The organism is Paraburkholderia sp. UCT31, from assembly GCF_014397655.1.
Lineage (GTDB): Bacteria > Pseudomonadota > Gammaproteobacteria > Burkholderiales > Burkholderiaceae > Paraburkholderia > Paraburkholderia tuberum.
This window is the reverse complement of the sequence record NZ_VZQP01000030.1, coordinates 1-14,345: the sequence shown is the minus strand read 5'-3', so window position 1 is coordinate 14,345 and position 14,345 is coordinate 1. Positions and strand designations below refer to the sequence as shown.

11 protein-coding genes and 1 tRNA gene are annotated in these 14,345 nt (G+C 63.9%); 6 read left to right on the top strand and 6 right to left on the bottom strand.

Features of this window, described 5'->3' with window-relative positions:
* Positions 1-5: 5 nt before the first annotated feature.
* Both F6X40_RS24050 and F6X40_RS24045 read left to right on the top strand, forming a co-directional pair.
* Positions 6-2,441, top strand: coding sequence for a glycoside hydrolase family 31 protein (locus tag F6X40_RS24050; protein WP_187629512.1), 2,436 nt, complete (start codon positions 6-8; stop codon positions 2,439-2,441).
* Between the two features lie 61 nt (positions 2,442-2,502).
* Positions 2,503-3,687: a porin gene (locus tag F6X40_RS24045; RefSeq protein ID WP_090800656.1), complete on the top strand. Its 1,185-nt coding sequence runs from the start codon at positions 2,503-2,505 to the stop codon at positions 3,685-3,687.
* 275 nt (positions 3,688-3,962) lie between these two features.
* Here F6X40_RS24045 and F6X40_RS24040 read toward each other — a convergent pair.
* From F6X40_RS24040 to cysS, 6 genes are all read right to left on the bottom strand, one after another.
* A tRNA-Ser gene (locus F6X40_RS24040) sits at positions 3,963-4,056 on the bottom strand.
* Positions 4,057-4,236: 180 nt separating this feature from the next.
* On the bottom strand, positions 4,237-5,487 hold the full coding sequence (locus F6X40_RS24035; protein WP_090800687.1) for an aspartate kinase: 1,251 nt from the start codon (positions 5,485-5,487) through the stop codon (positions 4,237-4,239).
* Positions 5,488-5,903: 416 nt separating this feature from the next.
* Positions 5,904-7,424, bottom strand: coding sequence for a tRNA lysidine(34) synthetase TilS (tilS, locus tag F6X40_RS24030; RefSeq protein WP_187629511.1), 1,521 nt, complete (start codon positions 7,422-7,424; stop codon positions 5,904-5,906).
* Positions 7,425-7,477: 53 nt separating this feature from the next.
* Positions 7,478-8,449: an acetyl-CoA carboxylase carboxyltransferase subunit alpha gene (locus F6X40_RS24025; RefSeq protein WP_090800690.1), complete on the bottom strand. Its 972-nt coding sequence runs from the start codon at positions 8,447-8,449 to the stop codon at positions 7,478-7,480.
* A 128-nt stretch (positions 8,450-8,577) separates the two neighbouring features.
* Positions 8,578-9,672, bottom strand: coding sequence for a DNA-3-methyladenine glycosylase family protein (locus F6X40_RS24020; protein WP_187629510.1), 1,095 nt, complete (start codon positions 9,670-9,672; stop codon positions 8,578-8,580).
* 47 nt (positions 9,673-9,719) lie between these two features.
* Positions 9,720-11,117, bottom strand: coding sequence for a cysteine--tRNA ligase (cysS, locus tag F6X40_RS24015; protein ID WP_187629509.1), 1,398 nt, complete (start codon positions 11,115-11,117; stop codon positions 9,720-9,722).
* 250 nt (positions 11,118-11,367) lie between these two features.
* Between cysS and F6X40_RS24010 the strand changes: the two genes are divergently transcribed.
* The 4 genes from F6X40_RS24010 (at position 11,368) to F6X40_RS23995 (ending at position 14,273) form a co-directional block, all read left to right on the top strand.
* Complete coding sequence (locus F6X40_RS24010; protein WP_184057269.1) at positions 11,368-12,159, top strand: tetratricopeptide repeat protein; 792 nt, start codon at positions 11,368-11,370, stop codon at positions 12,157-12,159.
* 50 nt (positions 12,160-12,209) lie between these two features.
* On the top strand, positions 12,210-12,791 hold the full coding sequence (locus F6X40_RS24005; protein WP_184022474.1) for a peptidylprolyl isomerase: 582 nt from the start codon (positions 12,210-12,212) through the stop codon (positions 12,789-12,791).
* Between the two features lie 126 nt (positions 12,792-12,917).
* Positions 12,918-13,412, top strand: coding sequence for a peptidylprolyl isomerase (locus tag F6X40_RS24000; RefSeq protein WP_184067681.1), 495 nt, complete (start codon positions 12,918-12,920; stop codon positions 13,410-13,412).
* A gap of 63 nt (positions 13,413-13,475) precedes the next feature.
* Entirely contained in the window at positions 13,476-14,273 is a 798-nt protein-coding gene (locus tag F6X40_RS23995) for a UDP-2,3-diacylglucosamine diphosphatase (RefSeq protein ID WP_184067678.1), read from the top strand.
* The last annotated feature ends 72 nt before the right edge of the window (positions 14,274-14,345 follow it).

Sequence of the window (14,345 nt, the reverse complement as noted above, 5' to 3'; positions counted from 1 at the left end):
TCATCATGCGTTCACAGATCAATCTCAAACATCCGCCGCGTTTCGCGCTCGTCCCCCACGCTGGCAACCCGGCGGCCAACCCGGTCGTGCTAAGCGCGCAGCCGAATTGCCGCATCGAGCTGTTCGTGCTCGCCGAGGACATCATCCGCGTGCTCGTGCTGCCGGACGGCGAAACGCGCGGCCCGCGCACATGGGCGATCGCGCCCGGGATGGACGACGTGCCGCTCGAAGGCCGCGAGCGCCGCGACCTGAGCGGCTTCACGCCGCCGCCGTTCACGGTGAACGAAGCAGCCGGTCACATCGTGATCGAAACGGCGCGCGTGCGCGTGAGCGTGGCGCTCGAAGGCGGCGCCTGCGCCTGGGACATCCTTCACGAAGGCACATGGCATCGCGTGATGAGCGATCGCAAGACCCAGGCGTACAACTTCGGCTGGTGGGACTCGCGCGTCTATCACTACGTCGAGCGGCGCCGCGACGAAATGTACGTGGGCCTCGGCGAGCGTGCCGGCTCGCTCGATCGCGCGCGGCAAAGCTACGAGATGCGCAACATCGACGCGATGGGCTACAGCGCGCGCACCACGGACCCGCTGTACAAGCACATCCCGTTCTACGTGACGTGGCAGCCGCAGACGTCGACGGGCTTCGGCCTGTTCTACGACACGCTCGCCGATTGCCGCTTCGACATGGGCCGCGAGCTCGACAACTATCACGGTCACTATCGGCACTTCATCGCCGAGCATGGCGATCTCGACTACTACTTCATCGCATCGCCCGGCTCGCCGCTCGACGCGGTGCGCCGCTTCACGTGGCTCATCGGACGTCCCGCGTGGATGCCGAAGTGGGGCCTCGGCTACTCGGGCTCGACGATGAGCTATACCGACGCGCCGGACGCGCAAAAGCAGATGGGCAAATTCATCGAGCGTTGCCGCGAACACGACGTGCTGTGCGATTCGTTCCATCTGTCGTCGGGCTATACGTCGATCGGGCCGAAGCGCTACGTGTTCAACTGGAATCACGGCAAGTTTCCGGACATCGACGGCTTCGTGCGGAGCTATCTCGATCTCGGCGTGCGTCTGTGCGCGAACATCAAGCCGTGTCTGCTGCAAGACCACCCAGCGTTCGACGACGTCGCCCACGCCGGCCTGTTGATCGAAGCGCCCGATGGCGATCCCGCATGGGTGCAGTTCTGGGACGAAGTCGGCGCGTACCTCGACTTCACGAATCCCGCGACGATCGACTGGTGGAAAGCTCGCGTGAAGGACGCACTGCTCAAATACGGCATCGCGGCCACCTGGAACGACAACAACGAGTTCGAGATCTGGTCGCCGCATGCGATCGCGCGCGGCTTCGGCAAGCCGTATCCGGCACACCAGGCGAAGGTGCTGCAGACGCAGCTGATGATGCGCGCGTCGCACGACGCGCAGCGCGAGCACGCGCCTGACAGGCGCCCGTTCCTCGTGTCGCGCTCGGGCGGCGTCGGCATGCATCGCTACGTGCAGACGTGGTCGGGCGACAACTACACGTCGTGGGAAACGCTGCGCTTCAATCTGAAGATGGGGCTCGGGCTCGCGATGTCGGGCGTGTCGAATAGCGGTCACGACATCGGCGGCTTCTCGGGTCCGGCCCCGGAGCCGGAGCTGTTCGCGCGCTGGGTCGCGTTCGGCATCTTCCTGCCGCGCTTTTCGATTCACTCGTGGAACGACGACGGCACCGTCAACGAGCCGTGGATGCATCCCGAAGTCACGCGGCACGTGGCAGACCTGATCAAGCTGCGCTATCGCCTGATCCCTTATCTCTACGAGCTGCTGTGGCAATCGCATAGCGCGTACGAGCCGGTGCTGCGGCCGCTGTTCGCGGAGTTTCCGCACGATCCGCGCTGCCTCGTCGATGGCGACGACATGATGCTCGGCCCGTCGATGCTGGTCGCGCCAGTGGTCGATCCGGGCCAGAGCACGCGCGCCGTGTATCTACCGGCCGGTTCGCGCTGGGTGTCGTACTGGAGCGGCGAAACGTTCGACGGCGGCCAGACCGTCACGTTGCCCGCGCCGTTCGAGCGGCCGGTGTTCCTGCTGCGTGAAGGCAGCGTGATTCCGCTCAACATCGCCGAGCAGCATTTTGGCCGCCCCGCCGACGAACGCGCATTCCTCGCGGTTCCGTATGCCGACGCGGGCACCGCGCAAGGCGGCTCGATCGAGGACGACGGCGAGACCGAAGCCTGGCGCAACGGCGAGCAAGGCCGCTGGAACGTCACGCTGACGGGCGACGCAAACACTTTGCGGGTGACGCTCGAGCGTTCGCAATGGATGCCGCGCGTGCAGCCGCAAGTGCGCGTGTTCGTGCCGATGCGCGAAACACGCGCGGTCGTCTGCGCTAACGGCACGCTCGTCACCGATCACACCGCGGACGGCTGGCGCTGCCTGACGATTTCGGTGCCGCACTGAACAACACACCGCACCGGCCCGAGGGATCAGGCCGTCCCATCAGTCTGGAGACATCCCAATCATGAAAATAAACCAGCGCGCGCGCACCCGCGCGTTCGTCCTCTGCTGCCTGCCGTTCGCGGGCACCGCGTTGTCCACCAGCGCATCGGCGCAAAGCAGCGTCACGCTGTATGGCGTCGTCGACAATGCGTTCGCCTATGCCAGCAACCAGAAGGGGCATTCGAATTTCTATATGAGCCAGGGCAACCTGCAGGCGAGCAAGTTCGGCTTCCTCGGCTCGGAAGATCTCGGCGGCGGCACGAAGGCGATCTTCCGGCTCGAGAGCGGCTTCAATTCGCTGACTGGCGCGCAAAGCACCGCGGGCTACCTGTTCAATCGCCAGGCCTATGTCGGCCTCGCGAACGACCGCTACGGCACGGTGACGCTCGGCCGCCAGTACACACCCTACTTCCAGATGGTCGGCGCGCTCGGACCGACCGGCGTGCTGACCGGCGCGACCGGCGCGCACCCCGGCGATCTCGACGCCCTCGACACGACGCTGCGCTTCAATAATTCGGTAACCTACCTATCGCCGACGATCGGGGGCCTGCAGGCAAGCGCGCAGTATGGTCTCGGCGGCGTGCCCGGCAGCGTCGCGAACGGCAGCCTGTTCAGCGCGGCGCTGCGTTATGACTTCCAGCCCGTGTCGCTCGCAGCCGGCTACGTGAAGCTGAAGGACATTTCGACGAGCGCGGCGCTCGGCAGCTTCGCGATCAACTCGCCGGTCAACAACGGTTACGCGAGCGCGCGCAGCGCGCAGCTGTTCGCCGCGGCGGGTCGCTATACGTGGCACGATCTGATGGTGGGCCTCAACTACTCGAATGTGCAGTACGCGCCGGGCCACGGCTCGCTGTTCTTCGACAAGGCCGTGTTCAACACGTACGGTGCGATCGCGACGTACCGGATCACGCCGAGCGTGACGGTCGGCGGCGGCTATAGCTTCACCCAGGCAAGCAAGGCGAACGGCATCAGCGATCCGGCGCACTATCATCAGATCTCGCTCGAACAAACCTACAACCTGTCGACGCGCACCACGCTGTACGCGCTCGAGGCCTATCAGCATGCAGGCGGCAAGTCGCTGATCTCGTCGGGCAGCGGTGTGACCATCGCCGACGCGGTCGCGGTGGTCGGCGACTCGCAGAACACGACGCCGTCATCGGGTCCGTCTCAGTTCGTCGGCATGGTGGGGTTGCGGCACGCGTTCTAAGCGAGGCGGTCTCGGTCAGCGGCACGACGGGATCAGTCATGCGGACTCCTTGCCTGCCGCGCCGGATCTGGCGCGGTTTTCTGCGGACCAGCGTGGCGGGCTAACGGCGCCATGCATTGATCAGCAGAGCTGCCTATTCACGTAGGACGTGGTCACACGCTGGAGGGCTGGGAATGCCGCTGACATCGCTGAAGTATCGAGCGAGATCAAAATCAAGCCCCGCAAAAACAAAAACCCCGCAGAGCCTAGACTCTGCGGGGTTTCGCCACCATTGCTGGCGGAGACGGAGGGATTCGAACCCTCGATCCAGGTTTTGGCCCAGATGCTCCCTTAGCAGGGGAGTGCCTTCGACCTCTCGGCCACGTCTCCCAAACTTTCTGTCGCACAGGGAGTCAGTGCGACGAAGCCAAGATCATAGCGGGCCGGGCCGATAAGGTCAATGTCTGACGAACATTATTTGTGCCAACGTGGCGTCTCATCACGCAATTCATTCACATGAACGCCACAAAACAAACGGGACGCTCCAGAGCGCCCCGTTTTTCCCGCCACTTATGCCTGATCGAGTTCGAAGGCCTTATGCAGCGCGCGTACCGCGAGCTCCATGTACTTTTCGTCGATCAACACCGAAATCTTGATCTCCGAGGTCGAGATCATCTGAATGTTGATGCCCTCTTCCGACAGCGTGCGGAACATCTTGCTGGCGATGCCGACGTGCGAGCGCATCCCGACGCCGACCACCGACACCTTCGACACCTTCGGGTCGCCCAGCACCTGCTCGGCCTGGACGTGCGCCTTTACCGTGCCGGTGAGGATTTCCATTGCACGCGCATAGTCGCCGCGGCCAACCGTGAACGTGAATGCCGTCTTGCCCTCGACGCTCTGGTTCTGGATGATCATGTCGACATCGATATTCGCGTCCGCCACCGGGCCGAGAATCTGATACGCGATGCCCGGCTTGTCGGGCACGCCCATCACGGCGATACGAGCTTCGTCGCGCTGGAACGCGATACCCGAGATGACTGCTTTTTCCATGGTCTCGTCTTCTTCAAAAGTAATCAGGGTGCCCGACTTCATTTCTTCGTCGAGTGGCATCAGCGGATCGGTCAGGCTCGACAGCACGCGCGTTTTCACCTGATATTTGCCGGCGAATTCCACCGAGCGGATCTGCAGCACCTTCGAACCCAGGCTGGCCATTTCCAGCATTTCTTCGAACGTCACGCGGTCGAGCCGGCGCGCTTCTTCAACGACGCGCGGGTCCGTCGTGTACACACCGTCGACGTCCGTGTAGATCAGGCACTCGTCGGCCTTCAGCGCGGCCGCGACCGCGACTGCCGACGTGTCCGAGCCGCCGCGGCCGAGCGTCGTGATGTGGCCGTCCGGGTCAATGCCCTGGAAGCCGGTGATCACGACCACCTTGCCGGCTGCGAGGTCTTGCATGACGCGCTCGCCGTCGATGTCGCTGATGCGCGCTTTCGTAAACGCGCTATCGGTCTTGACCGGCACCTGCCAGCCTGCGTAGCTGACCGCTTCGACGCCGGCTTCCTGCAGCGCGATCGCGAGCAGACCCGAGCTGACCTGCTCGCCGGTGGCGGCGATCATGTCGAGCTCACGCGGGCTCGGTTGAGTCGTGATTTCTTTCGCGAGGCCAAGCAGGCGATTGGTTTCGCCGGACATTGCCGACGGCACGACGACCATCTGATGGCCGGCCTTGTGCCATTTCGCGACGCGCCTGGCGACGTTCTTGATGCGCTCGACCGAGCCCATCGAGGTGCCGCCGTATTTATGTACGATGAGTGCCATTGTCGTTCTGAACTGGAAGAGAAACCGCGCTGGCGCGCTGGAGACGACCGCACAGAAAGCACAGGGGCGCAACGTCTCGTGAACGGCGGCAAAGTGTGTGGCGGCGTAGATGCAGCACGCGTGCAGCACGCGCGGATTTGCCCGGGATGAAAATCGCAAATGGCTGATCGGAATTGAACGGCGACGACGGATCACGCACGCCCGCCGGCACTAACGACCGATAGCGACAAAAGCGACGGCGAAATCGGGTCGGGCAAACAAGCTAAAGTACCTGATTAGGCGCAAAAAGACAAGACGCAACGAGCGCTCAAATGCGTCGAATCAGGCCTGCAATGGCCTGTTTTATCGTTGATTTGCGCCCTGTTTCACGCTTTCGACATCTGCACGCACGGCTTGCGCGACTGTCCGACCGACGCTCAGGCGATCAGCAGATCCTCGCGCCAGACGATTTTCACGCACGCTTCGCGCTCCGGAGATGCGTCGCGCACGGTCCCGCGATTCACGCCGATCAGCGGCACGAACAGCAGTTCATCGCCAACGTAAAGCAATGGCACGTCGCGCTTCCATGCGGGAATGCCGCGCTCCTGAAACAGGTTCTTCAGCGTGCGGCTGGGCGTGTTCGGCACACCGACGCGCATGCGTTCTCCGCCGCGGCGCGCCCGCACGCTTAGAGAGGCTCGTTGCAGGACGCTGACGGGAACGATGTCGCATGCTTCGTTACGTGGCGCTGCGTGCGCTGCATCGGCTACGTCGGAAGCAGCGGCTGCATCCACAGCGGCTGCATCCACAGCGGCTGCATCCACAGCGGCTGCATCCACCATCGCGAACACGAACGTGCCGCGCCATTGCGGCAAATGCCAGATCTCTTGCCCTTGCCACGCGAGTTCACTGATCTCGCGCTCGACGAGCGCGGTTTCGTCGGCGGGTTCGCTGCTATCGCCGGCTTCCCAGTAGACGAGGCCGCGATAGCTGCGCAACGCATGCCCCGCATGATCGATGCGCAGCCGATGTCCGTCCTGCCCCGCAGCCACTTCGCGCAACTGCCGCAGTGCATCCGCGACACGCGCGCTCGATGCCGCGACGAAGCCGAGCGTACGCATCCAGTAGCGCAGCAGATTCAGCGCGCGATCGTCGTCGAGAGCGAGCAGCACGTCGTGCGCGAGGGCGCGTCCTTCATCGCGCGACGCGCTTTCCATGTCGGCGCGCGCGAGCGTGTCGAGCAATCGCTGCGCCGATGCCGAATGCGCGGCCGTGCGCGCGAGCGCATCGCGAAAGCCCGGGAAGTGCACCGCGAGCGCCGGCATCACCTGATGACGCAAGGCGTTGCGCGCATAACGCGTGTCCGCGTTCGATTCGTCGTCGATCCAGCGCAGCTTGCGCGCGCTCGCATAGTGTTCGAGCTGCGCGCGCAGCAGATGCAAAAGCGGCCGCACACGTGTCGTCGACGCACCTGTCGGCAGCGTGCCGGGCGCCATCGCCGCGAGACCCGCGAGCCCCGCGCCGCGCAGCAGTTGCAGCAGCACGGTCTCGGCCTGATCGTCCGCATGCTGCGCGAGCCATAGCGTGCTAATGCCGTGCGTTGCGCACATCGCGTCGAGCGCGCGATAACGCGCGTCGCGTGCCGCGGCCTCGATGCTCAGGCCCGGCGCGCGCGAAACATCCACGCGTCGCGCGTCGAATTCGACGCCACGTTCGCGCGCGAAAGCCTCGCAGTGCGCAAGCCACGTATCGGCATGTGGACTCAAACCATGATGCACGTGCAGCGCGATACAGCGCGACGCACCCGCGACGCGCACCGCCGCATCGAGGAGCACGCTCGAATCGACGCCGCCGCTGAATGCGACCGCAATGCGCGCGTTCGAATCGAGCCCGGACAGCGCGGCGCCGAGCGCCTCGATCACGAGGCGCTCGGCGGATGAGTCGGCGGTGGTGGTCACGTCGTTAGCGCGGAAAGCGCCGGTGGACGAAAGAGACAGGCCAACGCGCGGGCTTATGCGCCCGGCGTCGTTTCCTTGAATTTGCCGTACGCCATCAGCCGTTCGAAACGGCGTTCGCGCAGGTCGTTGGTGCTCATACCCTGGAACTGGCGCAGCGAATCGGCGAGCGCACGGCGCAGCATCGCCGCCATGCCCTTCGGATCGCGATGCGCGCCGCCGAGCGGCTCGTTGACGATCTTGTCGATCAGACCGAGCGCCTTCAGACGATGCGCGGTCAGGCCGAGCGCCTCCGCTGCTTCCGGTGCCTTGGCGGCGCTTTTCCACAGGATCGATGCGCAGCCTTCCGGCGAGATCACCGAGTAGGTCGAGAACTGCAACATCAGCACGCTGTCGCCCACCGCGATAGCGAGTGCGCCGCCCGAGCCGCCCTCACCGATGATCGTCGCGATCAGCGGCGTCTTCAGCTCGGCCATCACGTACAGATTGCGGCCGATCGCTTCGGACTGGCCCCGCTCTTCCGCGCCGATGCCCGGGTACGCGCCCGGCGTGTCGATGAACGTGAAGATCGGCAGGCCGAACTTCTCGGCGAGGCGCATCAGCCGCTCGGCCTTGCGATAGCCTTCCGGACGCGGCATGCCGAAGTTGCGTAGCGCGCGCTCCTTGGTGTCGCGGCCCTTCTGATGACCGATCACCATGCACGCCTGGCCGTTGAACCGCGCGAGACCGCCGACGATCGACAGATCGTCCGCGAAGTTGCGGTCGCCATGCAGTTCATGGAAATCGGTAAACAGCTCGCTCACGTAGTCGAACGTGTACGGACGCTGCGGATGACGGGCGATTTGCGAAACCTGCCACGGTGTGAGGTTCGCATACAGATCTTTGGTGAGCTGCTGGCTCTTCTTGGACAGCCGCTCGATCTCTTCCGAAATATCGACGGCCGAGTCGTCCTGCACGAAGCGCAATTCTTCGATCTTCGCTTCGAGTTCAGCGATCGGCTGTTCGAAATCCAGAAACGTGGTCTTCATTGGTTGTAATCCTTGGACTTACCGGGCAGCGCGTATTCTAACCGCGTGCGCCGATGTCAAAACCATTTCTCAACTATCGATATCATATACGCGATAGTCTTTGAAACGGCTTCGTTTCCTGTTCTTCTTTAGTAGTCGACCGGTAACGGATCGAGACTACGCCACATGTACCAGGTCGCCACCGTGCGCCACGGCTCCCAGTTCGCGGCAACCTCGCGCGCTTCGCTGCGCGTGACGGGTTCGCCGCTGAAATAGTTGACGCTGATCGCGCGGATCAGGCCGAGGTCGTCGAGCGGTAGCACATCGGGACGCGACAGGTTGAAAATCAGGAACATCTCCGCGGTCCAGCGGCCGATGCCGCGAATCTGCGTGAGTTCGGCGATCACCGCCTCGTCGTCCATCGACGTCCACTTGCCGACGTGCAACGCGCCCGACACGAAATGCCTCGCGAGATCGAGCACGTATTCGGCCTTGCGTTTCGACAAACCGCACGCGGTCAGCTTCTCGAGACCGAGCTTGATGAACTGCTGCGGCACGAGCTTCGGACACGCGACTTCGACCCTCGCCCACACGGCCTGTGCCGACGCGACCGAGATCTGCTGGCCGACCACCGAGCGCGCTAGCGTGACGAAAGGATCGCCACGACTCAGCAAATGCACGGGGCCGAACTTCGGAATCAGCTTCTTCAAAATGCGATCGCGCTTGACGAGATCCGCGCACGCCTTGTCCCAATACGCGGGACGCGTGACTTCAGGCGCGAGACCGCCGATCTGCACCGGCACCGCGACTTCGTTCGCGAGCGATGCGACACCGGCCGCTTCGCCGCCCGCGCTGGCCGTGCTCGCCGAGGTGGCCGATACGCGCGTCTTGCGCACGACTTCGCCCGCGTTCGTGTCGCGCGCGAGTTCCTGCACGTCGCCGGCAAGCTCGGCCGCGAGTTTGGCCGGCAACGCACCGTTGCCCTTCGCACGCGACGCCGTTTTCGCGCGTTTCGCAGGCGCGTGCGCAGCTTCAGTGGCCGCGCCATTGAGCGAGCGTTTGGCTGCGCTCTTCTTTGCCGCGGTCGAGTCGGCTTTCGCCGCCGCCCCGCCCGCCTTCGAGGGCGCTTTGTCTACCGCGCCGCCGCCCGCACGAGTCGACTGAGCTGCGGCAGCCGATGCTGCGGCAGCCGCACTGGTTTGAGACGCCGCGCGTTTAGCCGGCGTCTTCGTGGCCGTTGCCATCCTGCCTCCTGCCTGGCGAGTCGTTCAGAGGGAAGTACGAGGTGCGCTCACACGCGCCGCCACTCGGTCAACCCGCCGGGTTTGTCTTCAAGGGCAACGCCGGCATCGAGCAATTCGGCCCGGATCCGGTCTGCTGCCGCATAGTCCTTTGCCTGCTTGGCGGCGATGCGCGCGGCGATCTTCGCTTCGATCGCGACGGGCTCGAGCGCGCCTTCGGCTGCAGCACCCGCTGCCTGCTGCAGGTATGCACGCGGTTCGCGTCCGAGCAGCCCGAGCACCGCGCCAAGCGCGCGCAATTGACGGGCCAGCGCGGGGTCGCGCGTGCGGTTCACTTCGGTGGCCAGCTCGAACAGCACCGACACGGCCACCGGCGTGTTGAAGTCGTCGTTCATTGCCGCCTGGAAACGCTGCGCGTGCGCTTCGTTCCAGTCGAGCACGGCGCTATCGGGCGTCACGTCTTTCAACGCCGTGTACAAACGCGCGAGTGCATTGCGCGCGTCGCCGATATGTACGTCGCTGTAGTTCAACGGCGAGCGGTAATGCGCGCGCGCGATGAAGAAACGCACCACCTCTGCATCGTACTGCGCGAGCACTTCGCGAATCGTAAAAAAATTGTTCAACGACTTCGACATCTTCTCATTGTCGATCTGTACGTAGCCGTTGTGCATCCAGTAATTGACGAATGTTTGTCCGGTCGCGGCCTCACTTTGCGCGATCTCGTTTTCGTGGTGCGGAAACTGCAGATCCTGGCCGCCACCGTGAATGTCGAACTGTTCACCGAGCAGCGTGCAGCCCATCGCCGAGCACTCGATGTGCCAGCCGGGACGACCGCGCCCGTACTTCGAATCCCAGCCGGTGTCGGCCGGTTCCTCGGGCTTCGCCTGCTTCCACAGCACGAAGTCGAGCGGGTCCTGTTTTGCGTCGTTGGCCGCGACGCGTTCGCCAGCGCGCAGGTCTTCGAGCGACTTGCCCGACAGCTTGCCGTAGCCTGCGAATTTGCGTACCGCGTAGTTGACGTCGCCGTCGCTCGCCTGGTAGGCGTAGCCGTTTTTCTCGAGCGTCTCGATCATGCCGAGCATCTGCGGAATGAAGTCGGTCGCGCGCGGCTCGATGTCCGGACGCTCGATGCCGAGCGCGTCCGCGTCTTCATGCAGCGCGGCGATGAAGCGATCGGTCAGCGATTTGATGGTTTCACCGTTCTCGACTGCACGCTTGATGATCTTGTCGTCGATATCGGTAATGTTGCGCACGTAAGTCACGTTGTAGCCAAGCGCACGCAACCAGCGCTGCACGATGTCGAACACGACCATCACCCGCGCATGACCGACGTGACAATAGTCGTACACGGTCATCCCGCAGACGTACATCCGCACGACACCTTCGCGCAGCGGCACGAAAGTCTGTTTGTCACGCGCGAGCGTGTTGTAAATGCGCAGAGATTCCATAGAGAGCGGTGCGTGGGCCGAAAGAAGTCCGCATTGTGCTTCATGCGCGCCGCGACCCGCGAAACGAACAGGATAACGGGTACATCGCATACAGCTGAAACCGGCGCACCTCGTGCGGCGATCAGGCTGCAGACGAGGCTGCGAACCGGGCGGAGACGGCCACGAGTGGCGAAAAGACAGTCGGCGGTTCGACGGAACGCGCAGACCTTTTGTTAGAATGGCTCGGAGTATAACATCGAGACCTGAGCCTATGAAACACTCCAGCGGCCGCGCGCACAGCGCTGCGACCCTCGCCGCGACTGCGTTTGGCAACGTTGTCGGTGGCGTTACTTTCGAAGCGGCGCGTGCCCTCGCGTGGCGCGTCACCGTCGTTGCCGCACTTGCCGCGGTGCCGGTCGCGAGCGCTTATGCGCAGAAGACCGCGGTGATGCCGCAAGGCCCCGCCGTGCGTGACAATACGCCGGAAATCGACGCCTCGATCGCGCAGAAAAACTGGCAAGCCGCGCTGACCCAACTCGATGCGCGCGTCGCCGCGAATCCGCGCGACGCACAAGCGAAGTTCAAACGCGCAAACGTGCTCGTGCACCTGAATCGCGACGACGAAGCGATCACAGCGTTCACCGAACTCACGCAGCTGTATCCCGAGTTGCCCGAGCCGTACAACAACCTCGCCACACTCTTCGCGAGACAAGGCCGTCTGACCGAAGCGCGCGCGGCGCTCGAGATGGCCACCCAGGTCAATCCGAACTACGGCCTCGCGTTCGAGAACCTCGGTGACCTCTATCTGCGCCTCGCCGATGCCGCGTACCGTCGCGCGGAGAGCCTCGGCAAGGCGAGCCCGAGGACCGCGCAGCGTCTCGCGGATATCCAGAAGGTCGTGTCGCCGGCAACGCCCGCTGCCGCGGCGTCACAGCCTGCCGCCGAGCAGACGACCGTGCCCGCCGCGCACCCCACGTCGAACATCACGGACAGCCCGAGCTTCCAGTTCGGCGGCCCGAATGGCTCGCTCGCCATGCCGCCGTACATGGCGCCGTCGCGCTGAGCGCCGGGCTCGTCGCCTGCCGCAAGTTTTCTCCAACCCCGAGGACTTTCATGAAATGGTTGATGTTGGCGCTCGGCAGCGCCGCCCTGATCGCAAACGCACCCGCCTTTGCGCAGTCCGGTTCGCAGGCCGCTCATCCTTCCGTGCTGCTGAAGACGTCGGAGGGTGACATCCGCGTCGAGCTGTATCCCGAGAAAGCGCCAAAGACGGTCGCCAATTTCCTCGACTACGTGAAAGCCGGCCAATATAGCGGCACGATCTTCCATCGCGTGATTCCGGGCTTCATGATCCAGGGCGGCGGCTATACGCAGAGCTTCGTCGAGAAGCCAACGCGCGCGCCGATTCCGCTCGAGAGCCGCACCGGTCTGAAGAACACCGCTGGCACGATCGCGATGGCACGCACCAGCGACCCGAATTCGGCCACCGCGCAGTTCTTCATCAACACGGTGGACAATGCCAATCTCGACTACCCGAATCCGGACGGCAACGGCTACGCGGTATTCGGCAAGGTCACGAGCGGCATGGACGTCGTGAAACGCATCGAAGCCACGCCCACCACCACGCGCGGCCCGATGAGCGATGTGCCGCAGAAGCCGGTCGTGATCCAGTCGGCGACGGTGGTGAGCAAGTAAAAACGAACGGGCAAGCAAACCCGCGCGGCCGAAGCCCGGCCCCAACCAACGCCCCGGCGCGGCCGGTCGTCAGCACATGACGACGCGCCGCGCCTTTTATCCACCTGTTCATCAAAGGATTCCATCATGGTTGAACTGCATACGAACCACGGCCTCATCAAACTCGAGCTGAATGCCGAAAAGGCGCCGAAGTCGGTCGAGAACTTCCTGAACTACGTGAAGGCCGGCCACTACGACAACACGGTGTTTCACCGCGTGATCGACGGCTTCATGATCCAGGGCGGCGGCTTCGAACCCGGCATGAAGCAGAAGCCGACGGCCGAGCCGATCACCAACGAGGCGAACAACGGTCTGAAGAACGAGAACGGCTCGATCGCGATGGCGCGTACCAACGACCCTCATTCGGCAACCGCGCAATTCTTCATCAACGTGAACGACAACGACTTCCTGAACCACTCGTCGCCGACGCCGCAAGGCTGGGGCTATGCGGTGTTCGGCAAGGTCGTCGAAGGCATGGACGTGGTCGAGAAGATCAAGAAGGTCAAGACCGGTTCGAAGGGCTTCCATCAGGACGTGCCGGTCGATGACGTCGTGATCGAAAAAGCTGTCGTCGTCGACTAAACCGTGAGTGAGTCGCGCCTCATGCGGGCGTCGACTCCTTTGAACTGAAATCAGGCACCTTCAATGCTGCAAGAGACGCCGCTGCGAAGCGTCGCCGCGGGCGTGCCAGGCGAGGGCCGACGCCCGCACGCCGCGCGCCCTTTTTTCTTCCTCTCCGATCTGCATCTGAGCGAGGCGATTCCGCGCACGGTCGCCGCGTTCGAGCATTTCATCCGCGTGAGCGCGGAGGCGGCCGACTCGGTGTTCATCCTCGGCGACCTGTTCGACTACTGGGTCGGCGACGACATGCTGAGCGAGCCGTTCGTCGCCCATATTGCGGCGCTGCTGCACACGCTGTCCGAGCGCGGCATCGCGCTTTACATCATGCACGGCAACCGCGACTTTCTGCTGGGCAAGCGCTTCATGAAAGCGGCCGGCGCGATCTGGCTGCCCGATCCGTTCGTGATTACCGCGTTCGGCACGCGCATTGCGCTCGCCCATGGCGATGGTCTGTGCACCGCGGATCGCGGCTATCAGTTGTTCAGGTGTTTCGCGCGCAATCGACTCGCGCAGATTCTGTTTCTCGCGTGGCCGTTTCGTTGGCGTCGCAAGCTCGCCGAGAACATGCGCTCGAAGAGCGAGCATGGCCGCACGCGGCCGATGCCGATCAAGTATGACGTGACCCCGCAAGGTGTCGCCGCGCTGTTCAGGAAATCGAAGACCGCGACGATCATTCATGGGCATACCCATCTGCCCGCGCGGCATCGCGAGCCGGGCGGCACGCGCTGGGTTCTGCCCGACTGGGATCTCGATCACGGCGAGCGCCGGGGCGGCTATCTGAAGATCGATGCCGACGGGATTCGAGCGTTGCCGCTGGATTGACCTCGTGGATACGGCGTGCGCTTCGCGCTGCCGAGGCGCCGATACCTAGCGCTCCCCCGCCAGCCCCTCCAC

Excerpts from the sequence above, each read along its gene's own strand:
- F6X40_RS24005 (WP_184022474.1), top strand. The coding sequence starts at position 12,210 with ATGAAATGGTTGATGTTGGCGCTCGGCAGCGCCGCCCTGATCGCAAAC.
- F6X40_RS24050 (WP_187629512.1), top strand. The coding sequence starts at position 6 with ATGCGTTCACAGATCAATCTCAAACATCCGCCGCGTTTCGCGCTCGTC.
- F6X40_RS24045 (WP_090800656.1), top strand. The coding sequence starts at position 2,503 with ATGAAAATAAACCAGCGCGCGCGCACCCGCGCGTTCGTCCTCTGCTGC.
- F6X40_RS24035 (WP_090800687.1), bottom strand. The coding sequence starts at position 5,487 with ATGGCACTCATCGTACATAAATACGGCGGCACCTCGATGGGCTCGGTC.
- F6X40_RS24010 (WP_184057269.1), top strand. The coding sequence starts at position 11,368 with ATGAAACACTCCAGCGGCCGCGCGCACAGCGCTGCGACCCTCGCCGCG.
- F6X40_RS23995 (WP_184067678.1), top strand. The coding sequence starts at position 13,476 with ATGCTGCAAGAGACGCCGCTGCGAAGCGTCGCCGCGGGCGTGCCAGGC.
- F6X40_RS24025 (WP_090800690.1), bottom strand. The coding sequence starts at position 8,449 with ATGAAGACCACGTTTCTGGATTTCGAACAGCCGATCGCTGAACTCGAA.
- F6X40_RS24000 (WP_184067681.1), top strand. The coding sequence starts at position 12,918 with ATGGTTGAACTGCATACGAACCACGGCCTCATCAAACTCGAGCTGAAT.
- F6X40_RS24020 (WP_187629510.1), bottom strand. The coding sequence starts at position 9,672 with ATGGCAACGGCCACGAAGACGCCGGCTAAACGCGCGGCGTCTCAAACC.
- cysS (WP_187629509.1), bottom strand. The coding sequence starts at position 11,117 with ATGGAATCTCTGCGCATTTACAACACGCTCGCGCGTGACAAACAGACT.